At 67.5% G+C, this 16,317-nt stretch carries 18 protein-coding genes; 11 read left to right on the plus strand and 7 right to left on the minus strand.

The genetic code is table 11. From position 1 onward, the window contains the following. The first annotated feature begins 118 nt into the window (after nucleotides 1–118). Together ACW4E8_RS33485 and ACW4E8_RS33490 are read left to right on the plus strand one after the other, a co-directional pair. Complete coding sequence (locus ACW4E8_RS33485) at nucleotides 119–604, plus strand: SixA phosphatase family protein (protein WP_456808432.1); 486 nt, start codon at nucleotides 119–121, stop codon at nucleotides 602–604. A 155-nt stretch (nucleotides 605–759) separates the two neighbouring features. Beyond that, nucleotides 760–1,686, plus strand: a complete 927-nt coding sequence (locus ACW4E8_RS33490) for a LysR family transcriptional regulator (protein ID WP_456808433.1) — start codon at nucleotides 760–762, stop codon at nucleotides 1,684–1,686. 3 nt (nucleotides 1,687–1,689) lie between these two features. Here the strand turns inward: ACW4E8_RS33490 and ACW4E8_RS33495 are convergent, their stop codons facing one another. Together ACW4E8_RS33495 and ACW4E8_RS33500 are read right to left on the minus strand one after the other, a co-directional pair. Continuing rightward, nucleotides 1,690–3,273, minus strand: coding sequence for an aldehyde dehydrogenase (NADP(+)) (locus tag ACW4E8_RS33495; RefSeq protein ID WP_456808434.1), 1,584 nt, complete (start codon nucleotides 3,271–3,273; stop codon nucleotides 1,690–1,692). Nucleotides 3,274–3,293: 20 nt separating this feature from the next. After that, nucleotides 3,294–4,226 carry a dihydrodipicolinate synthase family protein gene (locus ACW4E8_RS33500; RefSeq protein ID WP_456808435.1) on the minus strand — a complete coding sequence of 311 codons (933 nt, stop codon included), beginning with the start codon at nucleotides 4,224–4,226 and terminating at the stop codon, nucleotides 3,294–3,296. A 113-nt stretch (nucleotides 4,227–4,339) separates the two neighbouring features. Here ACW4E8_RS33500 and ACW4E8_RS33505 point away from each other — a divergent pair, with 113 nt between their 5' ends. The 4 genes from ACW4E8_RS33505 (at nucleotide 4,340) to ACW4E8_RS33520 (ending at nucleotide 8,672) form a co-directional block, all read left to right on the plus strand. Further along, nucleotides 4,340–5,296, plus strand: coding sequence for a LysR substrate-binding domain-containing protein (locus tag ACW4E8_RS33505; protein WP_316155228.1), 957 nt, complete (start codon nucleotides 4,340–4,342; stop codon nucleotides 5,294–5,296). A gap of 109 nt (nucleotides 5,297–5,405) precedes the next feature. Then, nucleotides 5,406–6,374, plus strand: a complete 969-nt coding sequence (locus tag ACW4E8_RS33510; protein WP_456808436.1) for a Bug family tripartite tricarboxylate transporter substrate binding protein — start codon at nucleotides 5,406–5,408, stop codon at nucleotides 6,372–6,374. 16 nt (nucleotides 6,375–6,390) lie between these two features. Next, nucleotides 6,391–7,407: a 4-hydroxythreonine-4-phosphate dehydrogenase PdxA gene (locus ACW4E8_RS33515; RefSeq protein ID WP_456808437.1), complete on the plus strand. Its 1,017-nt coding sequence runs from the start codon at nucleotides 6,391–6,393 to the stop codon at nucleotides 7,405–7,407. Between the two features lie 89 nt (nucleotides 7,408–7,496). Then, nucleotides 7,497–8,672 carry an L-rhamnonate dehydratase gene (locus tag ACW4E8_RS33520; protein ID WP_035815868.1) on the plus strand — a complete coding sequence of 392 codons (1,176 nt, stop codon included), beginning with the start codon at nucleotides 7,497–7,499 and terminating at the stop codon, nucleotides 8,670–8,672. A gap of 68 nt (nucleotides 8,673–8,740) precedes the next feature. On the opposite strand, the gene ACW4E8_RS33525 is transcribed toward ACW4E8_RS33520, so the two are convergent. Then, entirely contained in the window at nucleotides 8,741–8,977 is a 237-nt protein-coding gene (locus ACW4E8_RS33525; RefSeq protein WP_456808438.1) for a hypothetical protein, read from the minus strand. Between the two features lie 170 nt (nucleotides 8,978–9,147). On the opposite strand from ACW4E8_RS33525, the gene ACW4E8_RS33530 reads away from it, so the two are divergent. Continuing rightward, a complete protein-coding gene (locus ACW4E8_RS33530; protein WP_456808439.1) occupies nucleotides 9,148–9,693 on the plus strand; it encodes an N-acetyltransferase family protein in 546 nt (181 codons plus the stop codon). Between the two features lie 41 nt (nucleotides 9,694–9,734). Then, nucleotides 9,735–10,883 (plus strand): hypothetical protein, encoded by a 1,149-nt coding sequence (locus ACW4E8_RS33535; protein WP_456808440.1) that lies wholly within the window; start codon nucleotides 9,735–9,737, stop codon nucleotides 10,881–10,883. 103 nt (nucleotides 10,884–10,986) lie between these two features. Here ACW4E8_RS33535 and ACW4E8_RS33540 read toward each other — a convergent pair whose 3' ends face one another. Together ACW4E8_RS33540 and ACW4E8_RS33545 are read right to left on the minus strand one after the other, a co-directional pair. Further along, the gene (locus ACW4E8_RS33540) at nucleotides 10,987–11,214 is read right to left on the minus strand and encodes a hypothetical protein (RefSeq protein WP_456808441.1); all 228 of its coding nucleotides are present in this window, start codon (nucleotides 11,212–11,214) and stop codon (nucleotides 10,987–10,989) included. Nucleotides 11,215–11,297: 83 nt separating this feature from the next. Continuing rightward, complete coding sequence (locus tag ACW4E8_RS33545) at nucleotides 11,298–11,513, minus strand: hypothetical protein (RefSeq protein WP_456808442.1); 216 nt, start codon at nucleotides 11,511–11,513, stop codon at nucleotides 11,298–11,300. 40 nt (nucleotides 11,514–11,553) lie between these two features. Here ACW4E8_RS33545 and ACW4E8_RS33550 point away from each other — a divergent pair, with 40 nt between their 5' ends. After that, on the plus strand, nucleotides 11,554–12,102 hold the full coding sequence (locus ACW4E8_RS33550) for a PadR family transcriptional regulator (RefSeq protein ID WP_456808443.1): 549 nt from the start codon (nucleotides 11,554–11,556) through the stop codon (nucleotides 12,100–12,102). A 54-nt stretch (nucleotides 12,103–12,156) separates the two neighbouring features. Here the strand turns inward: ACW4E8_RS33550 and ACW4E8_RS33555 are convergent, their stop codons facing one another. Together ACW4E8_RS33555 and ACW4E8_RS33560 are read right to left on the minus strand one after the other, a co-directional pair. Beyond that, nucleotides 12,157–13,152 carry an NAD(P)H-dependent flavin oxidoreductase gene (locus ACW4E8_RS33555; protein ID WP_456808444.1) on the minus strand — a complete coding sequence of 332 codons (996 nt, stop codon included), beginning with the start codon at nucleotides 13,150–13,152 and terminating at the stop codon, nucleotides 12,157–12,159. A gap of 61 nt (nucleotides 13,153–13,213) precedes the next feature. Then, the gene (locus ACW4E8_RS33560) at nucleotides 13,214–13,648 is read right to left on the minus strand and encodes a nuclear transport factor 2 family protein (protein WP_456808445.1); all 435 of its coding nucleotides are present in this window, start codon (nucleotides 13,646–13,648) and stop codon (nucleotides 13,214–13,216) included. 198 nt (nucleotides 13,649–13,846) lie between these two features. Between ACW4E8_RS33560 and ACW4E8_RS33565 the strand changes: the two genes are divergently transcribed. Together ACW4E8_RS33565 and galE are read left to right on the plus strand one after the other, a co-directional pair. Continuing rightward, complete coding sequence (locus tag ACW4E8_RS33565; protein ID WP_456808446.1) at nucleotides 13,847–14,869, plus strand: tyrosine-type recombinase/integrase; 1,023 nt, start codon at nucleotides 13,847–13,849, stop codon at nucleotides 14,867–14,869. A 428-nt stretch (nucleotides 14,870–15,297) separates the two neighbouring features. After that, nucleotides 15,298–16,317, plus strand: coding sequence for a UDP-glucose 4-epimerase GalE (gene galE / locus ACW4E8_RS33570; protein ID WP_456808447.1), 1,020 nt, complete (start codon nucleotides 15,298–15,300; stop codon nucleotides 16,315–16,317).

Raw genomic sequence — 16,317 nt, forward strand, 5'->3', positions numbered from 1 at the left:
GTTGCAATCGCGCCCATCCAAGTCCACTATAGGGCGGGCGCGGCGGCGAGGCCAGTCGCCGTGTGCAGGTCTGCTGGCGCGCGCAATCGACAACCATCCCAATGGATCAGGAGGAAACATGAAGACCCTGTTTCTCGTCCGGCATGCCAAGTCAAGCCGCGATGATCCGTCCTTGCCCGACCGTGAGCGCCCCCTGGATGACCGTGGCCGGCACGACGCCCCGGAAATGGGCAAGCGCCTGGCCGAGCGCAAGGTGAAGCCCGACCTGATCGTGTCGAGTCCGGCCGTGCGCGCGCTGACGACGGCGCAGCTGATCGCTGACGAGCTCGGCTACGAACACAAACGCATCGTGATCGATGACCAGCTGTACGCCAGCAGCGCGGATGCGCTGCTGGCCGTCATTCGTGCGCTCGACAAGAAGCTTGGCAGCGTGATGCTGTTCGGTCACAACCCTGAATTCACCGACCTCGCGCATCGCTTGTCGGACGAGATCACCGACATGCCTACCTGCGCCGTCGCCAGATTCCACTTCGACACGAAGGCATGGGAGGATGTCGGAGCAATCACCCCGGCGAAAGTCACGCTGGACACGCCGAAAAAGTAATCCAACGCCGGGCGCCCGCGCTGCGGCAACCACCAGGCCGGGGCACAAGCGCCATGGTAGTGATAGCTCCGGCTTGACCATCCGGTGCGAAGCGATAAGAATTTATGATCGCAGGCGTAAGCCCGCCCTCACGTCATCCTCTGTCGCCTCCACCCATGATCCCACCTGTCAGCACCCTCCACGGCCGCCTGAAAATGCAGCACCTGCGCCTGCTGCTGGCGGTGGAGGAGCGCGGTTCGCTGCGCCAGGCCGCCGAGGCGCTGACGCTGACGCAGCCCGCGGTCAGCAAGATGCTGCAGGACATGGAAGACCTGCTCGGCGTGCCGCTGTTCGAGCGCCATGCGCGCGGGCTGCGGGCCACGCGCTTCGGGCTGGCGGCTACGCGCTATGCCCGGCTGGTGTTTGCCGACATGGGCGGGCTGCGCGATGAACTGGTGGCGCTGGAGTCCGGCAAGATCGGGCGCGTGCGGGTCGGGGCGGTGATGGCGCCCACGCCGGGGCTGCTTGCCGATGTGATCCGGCGGCTCAATCGCGATCATCCGCGGCTGGAAGTGGCGGTGCACGTGGAGACCAGCGATGTGCTGATGCCGCAGCTTGAGCGCGACCAGCTCGATATCGTGCTGGGGCGCGTGCCGGATGGCTGGGACAGCAGCGGGCTGGACTTCGAGCAGCTGGGCGACGAGGGCCTGGCCATCGTGGTCGGGCCGCAGCACCCGCTGGCGCCGCGCCGCAAGCTGTCGTTCGGGGAACTGACGGGCTACCCGTGGATCATGCAGCCGCGCCCCAGCCCGATGCGCGCGCTGATCGACCGCTCGTTCGAGGATGCCGGCGTGCCGGCACCGCCGTCGACCATCGAGACCGCGGCGGTGCTGATGACCACGTCGTTGCTGGCGGACAGCGAACTGATTGCGGTGTTGCCGGAGTCGGTCGCCGCCTACTACGGCCGGCTTGGCGCGCTGGCGGTATTGCCGCTGCCCCTGCCGCGCAAGCTGGGGCCCTATGGCATCGTCACGCGGCGGGGCCGCCCGCCGACGGCATCGATGAGCCTGCTGATCGATGCGTTGCGGGCGTTGTCGAGGTGAGCCTCAGCCGGGCATGCCTTGCCGCTTGCCGTCGAGGCGCCACGCGTGGCGTTGCGGGCTGTCCGGGCGCAGCGACGCAGGCAGCAGGCCGGGCGGCATGTCCTGGTAGCTGACCGGGCGCAGGAAGCGCGCGATGGCGAGGCTGCCGACCGAGGTGCTGCGGCCGTCCGATGTTGCCGGCCACGGTCCGCCATGCACCATCGCATGCCCGACCTCCACGCCCGTGCCGAAGCCATTGACCAGGATGCGTCCCGCCAGTCGTTCCAGCGCGGGCAGGAAGGTGCGGGCGGCGTCGTGGTCGGCATCGTCGATATGGAGGGCGGCGGTCAGCTGGCCTTCCAGCGTGTCGATGACGCGCCGCATCTCGCTGAGGTCGCGACAGCGCACGACCAGCGAAGCGGCGCCGAAGACTTCGTGGCGCAGCGCTTCGTCGGCCAGGAAGGCACCGGCATCGGTGGCGAACAGCGCGGCCTGTCCCTGCGCAGCCGATCCCGCCACGCCACGCGCAACGGTCTGCACTTGCGCATGGCTGGCGAGCGTATCGACGCCGGCGCAATAGGCACGATGGATGCCGGGCGTCAGCATCGTCGCAGCCGGCAGCACGCCCAGCCGCGCCGCCGCGGCATGCAGGAAGCGATCCAGGTCATCCCCCGCAACCGCCAGCACCAGGCCGGGGTTGGTGCAGAACTGCCCCGCGCCCAGCGTCAGCGAATCAGCGAACGCCGTGCCGATGGCTTCGGCGCGATTGGCCAGTGCGTGCGGGAACAGCAGCACCGGGTTGATGCTGCTCATCTCGGCAAACACGGGGATCGGCTCGGACCGTGCGGCCGCGATCGCCATCAGCGCCATGCCGCCGGCGCGTGAGCCGGTGAAGCCAACGGCCTTGATGCGCGGGTCGGCCACCAGCCCTTGCCCGACCTCCAGCCCGGCATCGAACAGCAGCGAGAAGGTGCCTTCGGGCAGGTCCAACGCGTCGACGGCCTTGCGGATGGCGCGGCCGACCAGTTCCGATGTGCCCGGGTGCGCCGGATGTGCCTTGACAACGACCGGGCAGCCCGCGGCCAGGGCCGAGGCGGTATCGCCGCCGGCCACCGAGAATGCCAGCGGGAAGTTGCTGGCGCCGAATACCGCCACCGGCCCCAGCGCGATATGGCGCAGGCGCAGGTCGACGCGCGGCAGCGGCTTGCGTTCGGGTTGCGCGGGGTCGACACGCAGTTCAAGGAAATCGCCCTGGCGCAGCAGGCTTGCGAACATGCGCAACTGCCCCACGGTGCGGCCGCGCTCGCCTTCGATGCGGGCGCGCGGCAGGCCGGATTCGCTGGTGCAGCGTTCAATCAGGGCATCGCCCAGCGCCAGGATGTTGGTGGCGATGGCTTCGAGGAAATCGGCGCGCCGCTCGGGCGCGGTCTCGCGGTAGATGTCGAATGCCTGCCACGCCAGCGCGCAGGCCCGGTCGAGCTGCACGGGCGTGGCGCCGCCGAATGCCGGTTCGAGGGTGGCACCGGTGGCCGCGTCGATGGCGTGGATGGTGCCGTTGCCGCCGCGTTCCGCGCGGCGGCCGATCAGGAGTTCGCCTGAGAGAGTCATGCCTTGTCCTTTCGATGAGATCAGCGGGCCCAGCGCAGCACCAGCGGATCCAGCCGGCGCGCAATTTTCAGCAGCCCTTCGCGGGTGGCCGGGTGCATCGGCTGCAGCGGATGGCGCACCGCATCCGACGCGATCACACCGCCCGCCTGCATCAGCACCTTGCTGGTGGCCAGCCAGCCTTGCCGGTTCTCGTAGTTGATCAGCGGCAGCCATTGCTGGTAGCGCTGCGCGGCCAGTTCGGCATCGCCGGCCTGCCAGGCATCGAGGATCTGGCGGATGCCGTCGGGGAAGCCCGCGCCGGTCATGGCGCCGGTGGCGCCCGCTTCCAGGTCGGCCATCAGCGTGATGGCCTCTTCGCCGTCCCAGGGGCCGACGATGGCGTCACCGCCCAGTTCGATCAGCTCGCGCAGCTTGGCCGCGGCCTGCGGCACTTCGATCTTGAAGTACGACACATTGCCGATCTCGCGCGCCATGCGCGCCAGGAACGGTGCGCTCAGCGTGGTGCCGCTGACCGGCGCGTCCTGGATCATGATGGGAATGTCGATGGCATCCGAGACCGTGGCGAAGAACTCGTAAATGCCGCGCTCGGGCACGCGGATGGTGGCGCCGTGGTAGGGCGGCATCACCATCACCATGGCCGCGCCCGCGTCCTGCGCCGCGCGGCTGCGCTCGGCGCACAGGCGCGAGCTGAAATGCGTGGTGGTGACGATCACCAGCACGCGGCCGTCCACGTGTTCCAGCACGGTCTTCATCAGCACGTTGCGCTCATCGTCGCTCAGCACGAATTGCTCGGAGAAGTTGGCCAGGATGCAGATGCCGTGCGAACCCGCATCGATCATGAAGTCGATGCAGCGGCGCTGGCCGTCGAGGTCGAGGCCGCCTTGGGCGTCGAAGATGGTGGGGGCCACCGGGAATACGCCGCGGTAGACGGTCGGGGTTGGGCTGCGGGTCATGGTCTCCTCCGGCTGCTGGTAATTGGATCGGGCCAATATACGAGCCGCCCTGCGGGCTGTATATTGAAACCTTTCCATCTTGTGATCGCTTTTGCGACTCACAGCGTCCGGTCATGAAATCCACCCTCGACACCCTGACCGGCCGGCTGCGCATGAAGCAGCTGCAACTGCTGATCGCGCTGGACGAGCATTCCTCCCTGCACCAGGCCGCCGCGGCGATGGCAATGACCCAGTCGGCGGCCAGCAAGTCGCTGCAGGAACTGGAAGGCATGCTGGAGGCGCCGTTGTTCGAACGCTCGAAGCGCGGCATGCGCCCCAATGCCTTTGGCCACTGCGTGATCCGGCATGCAAGGCAACTGGTGGCGGACCTGGGCGCGATGTGCGAGGAGGTCGCGGGCATCCGCGCGGGCAGCGGCGGGCGCGTGGCCATCGGCGTGATCATGGGCGCGGTGCCGGAGGTGCTGGTGCCGGCGCTGGCGCAGTTGCGCCAGGCGCAGCCGGAACTGGCGCTGGAGATCATCGAGGACACCAGCCTGCGCCTGCTGGGGCTGCTCGACGACGGCCACCTTGACCTGGTGATCGGCCGCTCGCTGGTCAGCGATGAACCGGCCCGGTACCACTACCACCCGCTTGGCGATGAGCAGGTCGCCGTCGTTGCTGGCCATGCGCATCCGGCGCCGCGCGCACGGGCGATGGGGTTTGCCGACCTCGCGGGTTATCGCTGGATCACCTATGCCGGCCATATGCCGATGCATGCGCTGCTGCAGCGCGAGCTGGACCTGGCCGGCATGAGCTTCCCCGCCAATGCGATCTCGACCTCGTCGGCCCTGGTCACCGTCGCCATGCTGCAGGGCGACCCCGGGCTGGTGTCGCTGCTGCCGACCGGCGTGGCGGCGATGTTCGTGCGCCAGAAGATGCTGCGCATCCTGCCCGTGCGGCTGCAGTCGCGGCAGCAGACTTTTGGCATCGTGACGCGGCGCGGCGGCGCCTTGTCCGCGGCGGCGCGACAGCTGGTCGCGATCCTGAAGGCATTGCCGCCAACCGCGCAGCAGGCGGCTGCGGAGGTATAACGCCAGGTGATCGCCAATTCAAAAAACATCAGTAGTGGCGAATCACTGATGCTCCTATAGTCTGCCCATCCGCGCCGCAGAGCCGGACAGCAAAACGACGGAGACAGCAATGAAGACATGGATCGCCGGCGCACTCGCCGGCCTGGCCACGGTGGCGGCAGTAGCGGGCAATGCCTGGGCGCAGGACACACGGCCGGTGCGGCTGATGGTGGGCGCCGCGCCCGGCGGCGGCACCGACGTGATGGCGCGCATCGTCTCCGACAAGCTCGCCGCGCAGCTGAAGCAGCCCGTCGTGGTCGACAACCGCCCCGGCGCGTCCAACACCATTGCCGCGGATTTGACCGCCAAGGCGGCGCCGGACGGCAATACGCTGCTGATGGGCGTGGTGACTTCACAAGCGATCGCGCCGCACCTGCTCAAGCTGCAGTTCGATCCGCTCAAGGACCTGGCGCCGGTGGCGCTGGTGTCGTCGGTGCCCAATGTGCTGGTGGTCAACAACCAGGTGCAGGCGCGCGACGTCAAGACGCTGGTGGCGCAGATCCAGGCCAATCCGGACAAGTTCCGCTACAGCTCGTCCGGGGTCGGCAGCACCCAGCACCTGGCCGGCGCGTCCTTTGCGCGGCAGATCAAGGGCAAGCTGCTGCACGTGCCGTACAAGAGCAGCAGCAGCGCGCTGGTGGACCTGATGGGCGGGCAGGTGGACATGAGCTTCGAGACCATGCCGTCGGTCATCAGCCATATCAAGGCCGGCAAGCTGCGCGCGCTGGCGGTCACCGCGGACCAGCGCTCGGCGCTGCTGCCCAACGTGCCGACCCTGGCTGAAGCGGGCGTGCCCGGCATCCAGATGAGTGCGTGGTACGGTGTCTATGCGCCGGCCGGAACGCCGCCCGCGACGCTGCAGAAGCTGGGCAGCGCGCTGGCCACGGTGATCAAGGACCCTGACACCGTGCGCCGGCTGGCCGATGTGGGCGCGGTGCCCGGCGCGCTGACCGCGGCGCAGTTCGATGCCTTCTCGCGTGCCGAGTATGTGCGCTATGGCAAGCTGATCGCTGAACTGGGCGTCAAGCTCGACCAATAACTACCCGGAAGTCCCCATGAATTCCCGTCCAAGAATCGCCATGGTGCTGGGCGACCCCGCCGGCATCGGCCCCGAACTGATCGCCAGGCTGCTGGCCGACCCCGCGACCGCCGCGCAGGCGGATATCCTGCTGATCGCCGACCGCGACGAATGGCGCCACGGCATACGGATCGCAGGCGTCGACCTGGCGCTGGCCGAGACCGATGCGCCCGCGTTTGCCGATGATGGCAAGCCGCGCCTGTACCACTGGCAGCTGCAGGAGCGCCCGGCGTATGCGCGCGGCGAAGCCAGTGCCGAGGGCGGGCGCTACAGCCTGGGCACGCTGGCGCTGGCGCTGCAGCTGGCGCAGGCGGGCCAGGCCGACGCGATCCTGTTCGGGCCACTGAACAAGAGCTCGCTGCACGCCGCCGGCATGGCGCACAGCGATGAGCTGCACTGGTTTGCCGAGCAGCTTGGCTACCACGGCAACTTCTGCGAATTCAATGTTCTGGACGGGTTGTGGACCTCGCGCGTGACCTCGCACGTGGCGCTCAAGGACGTGCCGGCGATGATCACGCCGGAACGCGTGGGCGGCGCCATCGACCTGATCGACCACGCCCTGCGCCGCGCCGGCATGGCGCGCCCGCGCATCGCGGTGTGCGGCCTGAACCCGCACAACGGCGACAACGGCGCCTTCGGCCGCGAGGAGATCGACGTGATCGCCCCGGCCGTGGCCGCGGCGCGTGAACGCGGCGTGGCGGCCGACGGTCCGTTCCCGGCCGACACCATCTTCCTGAAGGTGCAGGGCGGGCCGTCGCAGCGGCAGTTCGATGCCATCGTCACCATGTACCACGACCAGGGCCAGATCGGCATCAAGCTGATGGGCTTCTCGCGCGGCGTGACGGTGCAGGGCGGGCTGCCGGTGCCGATCACCACGCCCGCGCACGGCACCGCGTTCGACATTACGCAGCAGGGCCGTGCCGATCCGGGCGCCACGCTGCAGGCATTCCAGATCGCCTGCAGCATGGGTGCGCAGCGGCGCGCCGCGTCCTAGCCACCACCGTCACCACACCAACACCAGCAAGACCGCCCCCGGCGCGGCCGGGGAGCGTTCGCGCCAACGCATCGCCACAGGAGCTGAACATGAAGATCACCAACGTCCGCGCCCGCGTTTTTGAATGGAAGGGCAAGACCGTGCCGCCGCAGGCGCATTTCTGCACCAATGCCACCGACATCCTGTTTGAGCGCGGCGACGCCATGGGCTCGTTCCGCTTCCATGGCTGGCTGGTGGTGGAAGTGGAAACCGATACCGGCCTGGTCGGCATCGGCAACTGCGCGCTGGCGCCGCGCGTGGCCAAGGAGATCGTCGACCAGTACCTGGCACCGGTGGTGATCGGCCAGGACCCGTTCGACAACGAATACCTGTGGCAGAAGATGTACCGCCGCACCCATGCGTGGGGCCGCAAGGGCATCGGCATGGCGGCAATCTCCGCAGTCGATATCGCGCTGTGGGACCTGATGGGCAAGGCGGTCGGCAAGCCCGTGTTCAAGCTGCTGGGCGGGCGCACCAAGGAGAAGATCTGGTGCTACGCCTCCAAGCTCTACAACAATGATGACCGCGACGCCTTCCTGGCCGAGGCGCAGCGCTATCTCGACCAGGGCTTTACCGCGATGAAGATGCGCTTCGGCTACGGCCCCAAGGACGGCCCCGCCGGCATGCAGAAGAACATCGAGCAGGTGCGCCTGCTGCGCGAGCTGGTTGGCGACGGCGTCGACATCATGCTGGAGTGCTACATGGGCTGGACCCTGGAGTACGCGCGCCGCATGCTGCCGCGCCTGGCCGAGTTCAACCCGCGCTGGCTGGAAGAGCCGGTGATCGCCGACGATATCGAAGGCTATGCCGAGCTGAAGAAGGCGAGCCCGTTCCCGATCTCCGGCGGTGAACATGAATTCACCTCTTACGGCTTCAAGGACCTGCTGGAGCGCCGCGCGGTGGACGTGATCCAGTACGACACCAACCGCGTCGGCGGCATCACCGCGGCGCAGAAGATCAACGCCATGGCCGAGGCCTGGTCGGTGCCGGTGATCCCGCACGCCGGGCAGATGCATAACTACCACCTGACCATGGCCTCGACCGCTTCGCCAATGGCCGAGTACTTCCCGGTGCACGACGTCGAAGTCGGCAACGAACTGTTCTATTACATCTTCAAGGGCGATCCCGCACCCGACAACGGCTACCTGCAGCTGGACGACAACCTGCCGGGGCTGGGTCTGGAGCTGAACGAGGAATATTTCAGCCAGTTCGACATCATCGGCTGACCGGCCAGTTGCCGGGTTCTGCCCGGCCGGGCAGCGCGCCATGTTTCACGACAGTGCGCGCCGCCGCTTCAAGGCCGCCTCTTCTTCCACTCATAGTCCGGCGGCGGGTCGGCCGCGCCGGCCCGGCCCACGGCGTTGGGATTCTCCGAGCACAGCGTGACAAAGCTCACCGGCTCGCCCGCGTGCTGGCGCTGGCGTAGCGCCTCGGTAAAGTGCAGGGCTTCACGCATCGCATCGCCTGGGAACGACTGCGCGTGCGGACTGAGTCCGGTGCCGTCGGCTTCGGACCAGTAGACCATGTACATAGGGCTTCCTCTTCGTTGTGCCGGGTGCTGCATCCTGCGTTCCCGGCATGCCAATTGCAATCCCTGCATCCGGATTTTGCAAGCCTGGGCTTGCCGCAGGCACAATGGGCACTTCCCGATGCCTCGCCGCGTGTGTGGCGAGCCCGGCCTTCAGATTCGTGCCGCCTGTCATGTCCGATCCTGCGCTGATCCCCGCCACTGCTGCCGATGCCGAACGGCTTGCCGCCATGCACGCCGCCAGCTGGCAGCACACCTATCCCGGCATCCTGCCAGCCGCCTACCTGCAGGAGCAGGCCTACCCGGAACGGCTGGCGGCCTGGCGCGCCCGCATGCTCCACGGCGCGGACGGCCCGGCGGAAGTCACGCTGGCCATGGTCGACGGCGAAGCCGCCGGCTTTGCCTGCCTGCTGCCTGATGCAGAGCCGCAGTTCGGCATCTATCTCGATAACCTCCACGTCCTGCCCGCCTTTCACGGCCATGGCCTGGGAAAGCGCTTGCTGGCCCATTGCGCGCAACGCGTGGCCGGGCACTGGCCCGGCCGGCCGCTGTTCCTCTATGTGCTGGAAGACAATACGCAGGCGCGCGAGTTCTACCGGCGGCTGGACGGTGAGGAATCCGACGCGTTTGAAGACGATTTCCCGGGCCCGGGTCTCAGGGTCATGGTCCGTCGCGTGACCTGGCCAGACGTGGCAGCGCTGGTCAGGCGCCTTGGCTGACCAGCTGCGAGCCCGGCCAACGCCAACTGGAGACATCATTCATGCTTAGAACGTTCGCCCCCGTCCTCTCAGCGAAGCCGGCCGTGCGCCTGGCCGGCGCGACCATCGCCTTGGCCGCCCTGACCGGCTGCGCCGGTGCGCCTCCGGCCCCCTCCGCAACCAGCAAGCCAGTCGAGGCGGCGGCCAAGGCAGCAGCGGCCGGGCCGCACTGGCAACGGCTGCGCCTGGGCACGGGCGCAGGCTATGACTTCCCGGTCTATGCCAGCCATCGTCTCGATGGCGACCTGTCGCGCATCCGCGAGGTGGTGTTCGTGCAGCATGGCCTGCAGCGCAACGGCGATGACTACTACGCCGCCGGTGCTGCACTGCTCAAGGCCAGCGGCCGCAATCCGGACGAGGTGCTGCTGGTCGCGCCCAACTTCCCCGGCACGCCCGACCACGGCAAGAGCTTCGACGGCATGCCGCAATGGTCGGTGCAGGGCTGGATGAGTGGCGAGAACGCGGTCAACACGCCGTTCACGGTCAGTTCACTGCAGGTCCTCGATGACCTGATGGCCTATGTCACCGACAAGGCGCGCCTGCCGCACGTGGCCAGGGTGACCGTGGCCGGGCATTCGGGCGGCGCGCAGATCGTGCATCGCTATGCCGTGCTGAACAATGTCGACGAGCGCATCCGCGCGCGCGGTATCGACCTGCGCTATGTGGTGGCCAACCCCTCGTCCTACCTGTACTTCACGCCGGTGCGCCCGGCCGGCGCGGACGGCCGCTCGTTTGCGCCTTACGACAAGGCGGTGTGCGCGGATTACGACAAATACCGCTATGGCATGCAGGACATCGTGCCCTACGCAAGGGGAGCCAATGGCCCGTCGCTGTACCAGCGCTACGCCGGGCGCCAGGTGACCTACCTGGCCGGCACGGAAGACAACGACCCCAACCACCGCGTACTCGACAAGGCGTGCGGCGCTGAGGCAGAAGGTCCCACGCGCCTGCAGCGTGCCCGCGGCTACCTGCGCTATGAGCGCTACCTGGCCAGCCCCGGGCTGGTGATCCGCCACCAGGCCTATGAAGTGGTGGACGTGGGGCACGACCAGGCACGCATGTTCGGCTCGCAATGTGGCGCCAGGGCCGTGTTCGGCATGGCGGAAACGGCCAACCCGGACGGCGCGGCCTGCCGCGCGCCGCAGCTCTGATTCGGCCGGTCAAGAAAAAACCCGCGAAATTCGCGGGTCCAAGTCCCTGCCCGCAGGAACGGGCTCGGAGGAGACAACCACAGGAAAACGGTTACGTGCCCGGTTAGCCCAGGCTGTATTTGACAACCTGTTCTTCGACGCCGACGAAGCGCACCAGCTGGCGCAGCCCGCTGGCGTATTCCTTGATATGGTGCCCGTCCGGCGTATCGGGCAGCCGGTAGTAAATGGGCGCCTTGTCGAGCATGGGCGGCAGGATGCCGAACGGGAGCTCGCCGGCGTCGGCTTCCCAGGCCACGTCGCGCTCTTCGGCAAGCAGGATTCTTCCGGTCATGGACACACTCCAGGATTGCTGCAAGGTGCGGCCGGGGGCGGAACTGCGCTCGCACTGGATTTCAATGTATGGAATGTATTGCATCAAGCGCAAAAATGCCATTCAGCGTTTTTTAATTCTGTCTGCCAGGAAATTTCGAAACTGACAAATTTAATGAATGTATGGCATCTGCTGGCGATGCCGATGACGACATCGCGGAGGGTGCTGCGCAAGGCCGGCATTGCGATACCATAGCGCCAGCCTGGCGAAGTGCGGCTACCGGCGCGTTCCGGTTCCGGGTCTGCCGCATCCGCTTCCAACCATTTTCCATCGCCCCCCGACGGGCCACTGCCCAGACGCATGTCGACCCAGCACGCCTTGTTGATTTCCCTGATCGAAAAACCGTCGTCCGGTTATGACCTGGCGCGGCGCTTTGACCGTTCCATCGGCTATTTCTGGCATGCCACGCACCAGCAGATTTATCGCGAGCTGGGACGGATGGCTGATAGTGGCTGGATTGCCGCGGATGAAGGCGAGGCGGCGGAAGCCGACACCGGTGCCGGCGATCGCAAGAACCGCAAGAAGGTCTACTGGGTGTTGCCGGCCGGCCGTGACGAGCTGGCACGCTGGGTGCTGACCCCTGGCGCCAGCCTGGACCAGCGCGAGGAAATCCTGGTCAAGCTGCGCGCCGATGCGGTGATCGGGCCGCTTGGCCTGGGCGATGAGATGCGGCGGCTGATCGCCTTGCACCGGGCCCGGCTGGAGACTTACCTTGCCATCGAGCGGCGCGATTTCTTGGCGCCGGACATGGACCGCGCGCAGCAGTTGCGCTATGCGCTGCTGCAGCGCGGCATCCGCTTCGAGCAGGACTGGGTGGCCTGGGGCGAGGAACTGCTGCCGCTGCTGTAGCCGCGCCCCGCACGGGCGGCGGCTACAGCCTGTCAGGCCAGCTGATTGGCTGCGTCAGGCCAGATCGACGGCACGCGTGCCGGGCTGCTTGGCCTCGCCCAACCCCAGCCGGCGGCGTGCCAGCGCATATTCCTCGGCAAAGCGGCGCACCAGCTCGCCCGCGGGCACCACGCGCTTGATTGCGCCCACGCCCTGGCCGGCGCCCCAGATGTCCTTCCACGCCTTGACGCTGGTGGAGCCGAAATTCATCTTCGACGGATCGGATTCGGGCAGCGAGTTCGGGTCCAGCCCGGCGCGCTCGATGCTGCCGCGCAGGTAGTTGCCGTGCACGCCGGTGAACAGGTTGGAGTAGACAATGTCGTTGGCGGTGCTGTCGACGATCATCTGCTTGTAGCCGTCCTGCGCGTTGGCTTCCTGCGTGGCGATAAAGGCCGAGCCGATATAGGCCAGGTCGGCGCCGGCGGCCTGCGCGGCCAGGATGGCGTCGCCACTGGAGATCGAGCCCGACAGCAGCAGCGGGCCGTCGAACCATTCGCGGATCTCGTGCAGCAGCGCGAACGGCGACAGCGTGCCGGCATGGCCGCCGGCACCGGCGGCAACCGCGACCAGTCCGTCCGCACCCTTCTCGATGGCCTTGCGCGCGAAGGTGTTGTTGATCACGTCATGCAGCACGATGCCGCCGTACGAGTGCACTGCGTCGTTGACTTCCTTGCGCGCGCCCAGCGAGGTGATCACGATCGGCACCTTGTAGCGCACGCACAGCTCCAGGTCATGTTCAAGCCGGTCGTTGGACTTGTGCACGATCTGGTTGACGGCGAACGGCGCCGACGGGCGGTCCGGGTGCTTGGCGTCGTGTTCGGCCAGCTCGGTGGTGATGCGGTCCAGCCATTCTTCCAGCTTGGGTGCCGGGCGCGCATTCAGCGCGGGGAACGAGCCCACCACGCCGGCCTTGCACTGGGCGATGACCAGGTCGGGGTTGGAGATGATGAACAGCGGCGAGCAGACCACCGGCAGCGACAGCCGGTTCTGGAGTTGGGCGGGAAGGGCCATGGGTGAAGTCTCCTGGGTAATTCGGTAAAACGAAAAAGCGGTGCTGCGAAACAGGGTTGCGTCAGGCCGCGCCGGTCAGCACGTCCTTCTGGCTGGCCAGGCGCGCGGCCATGGCGGCGCCCAGCGCCTCCAGGCCCGAGCGCGGGCGCACCATGACTTCGAACTCGGCAATGCGGCCGGCGTCGTCGAAGCGGATCATGTCGATGCCCTTGAGCGCCTTGCCGTCCACGGCCGCGCTGAATTCCAGCACCACGCTGTGGCCGTCCTCGCTGACAAAGCTGCGGTGATAACGGAAGTCCTGGAACACCTGGTTCACCGTGGTCAGCACCAGCGCGATCGCGGCGCGGCCGGGATAGGAGGTGTGCGCGACCGGCGAGCGGAACACCACCTCATCGGCCACGATGGCGTCGAGCCCGGCCATTGAACCGTTGGCTAGCATCTGGTGCCAGGCTTCAAGTGAGGCCTGTGCGGCGGGAATCAGGTTGGTGGTGGTCACGTCGGTCTCCTTGGCTGGCGTCGGTGCGCGGGCGTCTCGTATGCAACCAGTTGCATAGTGGATCGAAAGGTAGCATGCGCCGGGGCACCGTGCAAGCGGTGTGGGGCCAATGGTGCCGGCGCCCCGCCGCGCAGTGACGGGTTGTCTACAATAGGCGGGATCCCAACCCCCGCACGCCGGCCCCCGGCAGGAGAGTCAGTGACCACTAAGCCCTCCGCTGTCCATCCCGAACAGGCGGCCTTGTTCGATGCCGACCTGGCCGCCTGGCGTGACCATCCGGAGCGCGCGTTCGATGGCTGGCTGGCACGGCATGGCTTCCGGCACGGCACCAGCGTGGTGTACCGCGCCATGTGGGGCAAGCTGCTGCGCTGGTCGGCCGAGCGCGGGCTGCCGCCGCTGAGCTGGTCGGCGGAGCAGATCGGTGAGTTCCTGGACGCGCAGCAGCTGCACAAATCGCACCGCTATCGCTATACGCGTCTGATCGAACGGGTGTTCCATCATCTGGCGCGGCTGCGCGAGGGCATGCACAACCCGGCCAGCCAGGCGGTGCGCGCCCACCTGGCCGAGGGCGAGAACGATCCCACCGCGTTCCTGCTGCCGGGCGAGCGCGATCTGCTGGTGGCGCGGATACTCGGCCCGGCCGGCATGCCGGCCGGCGACACGCACACCGCGGCATCGCCCACCCAATGGAAGCGCGCCCGCGATGCGGCCCTGCTGGCGGTGCTGCTCGGCGGCGGCCTGAAGGTAGCCGAAGCCCGGGCACTGCGGGTCGATGCCATCGAAGCGGGCGCACCCGGCCGGATGGCGCTGCGCATGGTCCGCGCGGACAACGGCCGGGCCTATACCGTGCCGCTGTTCAGCCTGGCCCATGCGCCGCTGCGGGCCTGGCTGGCATTGCGCGAAGCCTCCGGCACGCTTGGCGGCCTGGTGTTTCCCGCCATGCCGGCGGGGCGGCCAATGCATGCCGCCTCGGTCTACCGGCGCGTGGAGATCCTGCTGGACGAGGCCGGCGTGCTGGCCGGCCGCAGCGAACGCGCGTCGCCGCAGACGCTGCGCAATACCTGCGCCGCCATGCATTTCGAGGCCGGCACGGCGCCGGCCGAGGTAGCGCAATGCCTGGGCATGCGCGACCTGGAGTCCGGCTGGCGGTTGCGCGCCGCCTATGAAGCCTGGCAGGCGCGGGCGGGGCTGGTGGCGGAAGCGCCGGCGAGCCGCGCCTAGGGCCTGTTCACATATAAAACGTACGCGCGTTGGCCCGAGCCGGGGTCAGCTACGCGAAGGGCGTCGCCGCAAAGGGTCATTCCCTTTGCAAGGCGCCCGACAAAGTAGATGGCCCCGGATCGGGCCAACCCGAAGGGCAAGGGGGATACGCGGCGCATGGCGTCGTTGCCAGCCGCTTGCTTGGAATGACCAAGCGGCGCGACTGGCGCCTAGCCCTGCGCCGCGTATCCCCCTTGCGCGCGCACGTTTTATATGTGAACAGGCCCTAGCATTGCCTGCGCGCTGGGCCGGCTGCCCTGGGCGCATCGGCAGATCGTGGATAATAAGCAGCTTCGCCGGCTTACGCGGCGGAAAGGGGTGCTTGCGCCACTTTTTGAATCCGCCAGGCCAAGGCCCGTCCCTGAATCGAATTCCGACGCCTATTTTCCATGCCTGAAACCTTGCTCCTGACCGGTGCCACCGGCTATATCGCCTCGCATACCTGGGTTGCGCTGCTCAATGCCGGCTACCACGTGATCGGCCTGGATAATCTGTGCAACAGCAGCCCGGTGGTGCTGGAGCGGCTCGCCACCATTACCGGCAAGGCCCCGCATTTTGTGCAGGGCGACGTGCGCGACCGCGCGTTGCTGGACCGGCTCTTTGCCGAACACCGCATCAGCGGGGTGATTCATTTTGCCGCACTCAAGGCAGTGGGCGAATCCGTGAGCCAGCCGCTGGAGTATTACAGCAACAACCTGGGTGGGCTGTTCACGGTATGCGCGGCAATGGGCGCGGCCGGGGTGAAACAGCTGGTGTTCAGTTCTTCGGCCACGGTTTATGGCAATCCGCATGCGGTGCCGATCCTGGAGGATTTCCCGCTGTCGGCCACCAATCCGTATGGCCAGACCAAGCTGATGGGCGAGCAAATCCTGCGCGACCTGGAAAAATCGGATCCGGACTGGCGCATTGCCTACCTGCGTTATTTCAATCCGGTCGGCGCGCATGAAAGCGGGCTGATCGGCGAAGATCCGCGCGGTATTCCGAACAACCTGATGCCGTATGTGGCGCAGGTGGCCGGCGGGCGCCGTGAAAAGCTGATGGTATTCGGCGGCGACTACCCGACGCCGGACGGCACCGGCGTGCGCGACTATATCCATGTCTGCGACCTGGCGGACGGCCACCTGGCGGCGCTGGGTTACCTGCGCGCGCAGGGCACGAGCATGACCGTGAACCTGGGCACGGGCCGCGGCTACAGCGTGCTGGAAGTGGTGCAGGCCTACCAGCGTGCCAGCGGCAAGCCGGTGCCGCATGACATCGCGGCGCGGCGCCCGGGCGACATCGCTTCGTGCTACGCCGATCCCGCGCTGGCCAATCAGCTGCTGGGCTGGCGCGCGCGCCATGACATCGACCGCATGTGCCAGGACTCATGGCGCTGGCAGTCGATGAATCCGCAGGGGTTTGACGCCTGA

This window comes from Cupriavidus sp. CP313 (assembly GCF_054072015.1).

Coding starts and splice junctions, on each gene's coding strand:
- ACW4E8_RS33535 (WP_456808440.1), top strand. CDS start 9,735: ATGCTTAGAACGTTCGCCCCCGTCCTCTCAGCGAAGCCGGCCGTGCGC.
- ACW4E8_RS33505 (WP_316155228.1), top strand. CDS start 4,340: ATGAAATCCACCCTCGACACCCTGACCGGCCGGCTGCGCATGAAGCAG.
- galE (WP_456808447.1), top strand. CDS start 15,298: ATGCCTGAAACCTTGCTCCTGACCGGTGCCACCGGCTATATCGCCTCG.
- ACW4E8_RS33485 (WP_456808432.1), top strand. CDS start 119: ATGAAGACCCTGTTTCTCGTCCGGCATGCCAAGTCAAGCCGCGATGAT.
- ACW4E8_RS33490 (WP_456808433.1), top strand. CDS start 760: ATGATCCCACCTGTCAGCACCCTCCACGGCCGCCTGAAAATGCAGCAC.
- ACW4E8_RS33510 (WP_456808436.1), top strand. CDS start 5,406: ATGAAGACATGGATCGCCGGCGCACTCGCCGGCCTGGCCACGGTGGCG.
- ACW4E8_RS33515 (WP_456808437.1), top strand. CDS start 6,391: ATGAATTCCCGTCCAAGAATCGCCATGGTGCTGGGCGACCCCGCCGGC.
- ACW4E8_RS33525 (WP_456808438.1), bottom strand. CDS start 8,977: ATGTACATGGTCTACTGGTCCGAAGCCGACGGCACCGGACTCAGTCCG.
- ACW4E8_RS33555 (WP_456808444.1), bottom strand. CDS start 13,152: ATGGCCCTTCCCGCCCAACTCCAGAACCGGCTGTCGCTGCCGGTGGTC.
- ACW4E8_RS33550 (WP_456808443.1), top strand. CDS start 11,554: ATGTCGACCCAGCACGCCTTGTTGATTTCCCTGATCGAAAAACCGTCG.
- ACW4E8_RS33540 (WP_456808441.1), bottom strand. CDS start 11,214: ATGACCGGAAGAATCCTGCTTGCCGAAGAGCGCGACGTGGCCTGGGAA.
- ACW4E8_RS33530 (WP_456808439.1), top strand. CDS start 9,148: ATGTCCGATCCTGCGCTGATCCCCGCCACTGCTGCCGATGCCGAACGG.
- ACW4E8_RS33495 (WP_456808434.1), bottom strand. CDS start 3,273: ATGACTCTCTCAGGCGAACTCCTGATCGGCCGCCGCGCGGAACGCGGC.
- ACW4E8_RS33520 (WP_035815868.1), top strand. CDS start 7,497: ATGAAGATCACCAACGTCCGCGCCCGCGTTTTTGAATGGAAGGGCAAG.
- ACW4E8_RS33500 (WP_456808435.1), bottom strand. CDS start 4,226: ATGACCCGCAGCCCAACCCCGACCGTCTACCGCGGCGTATTCCCGGTG.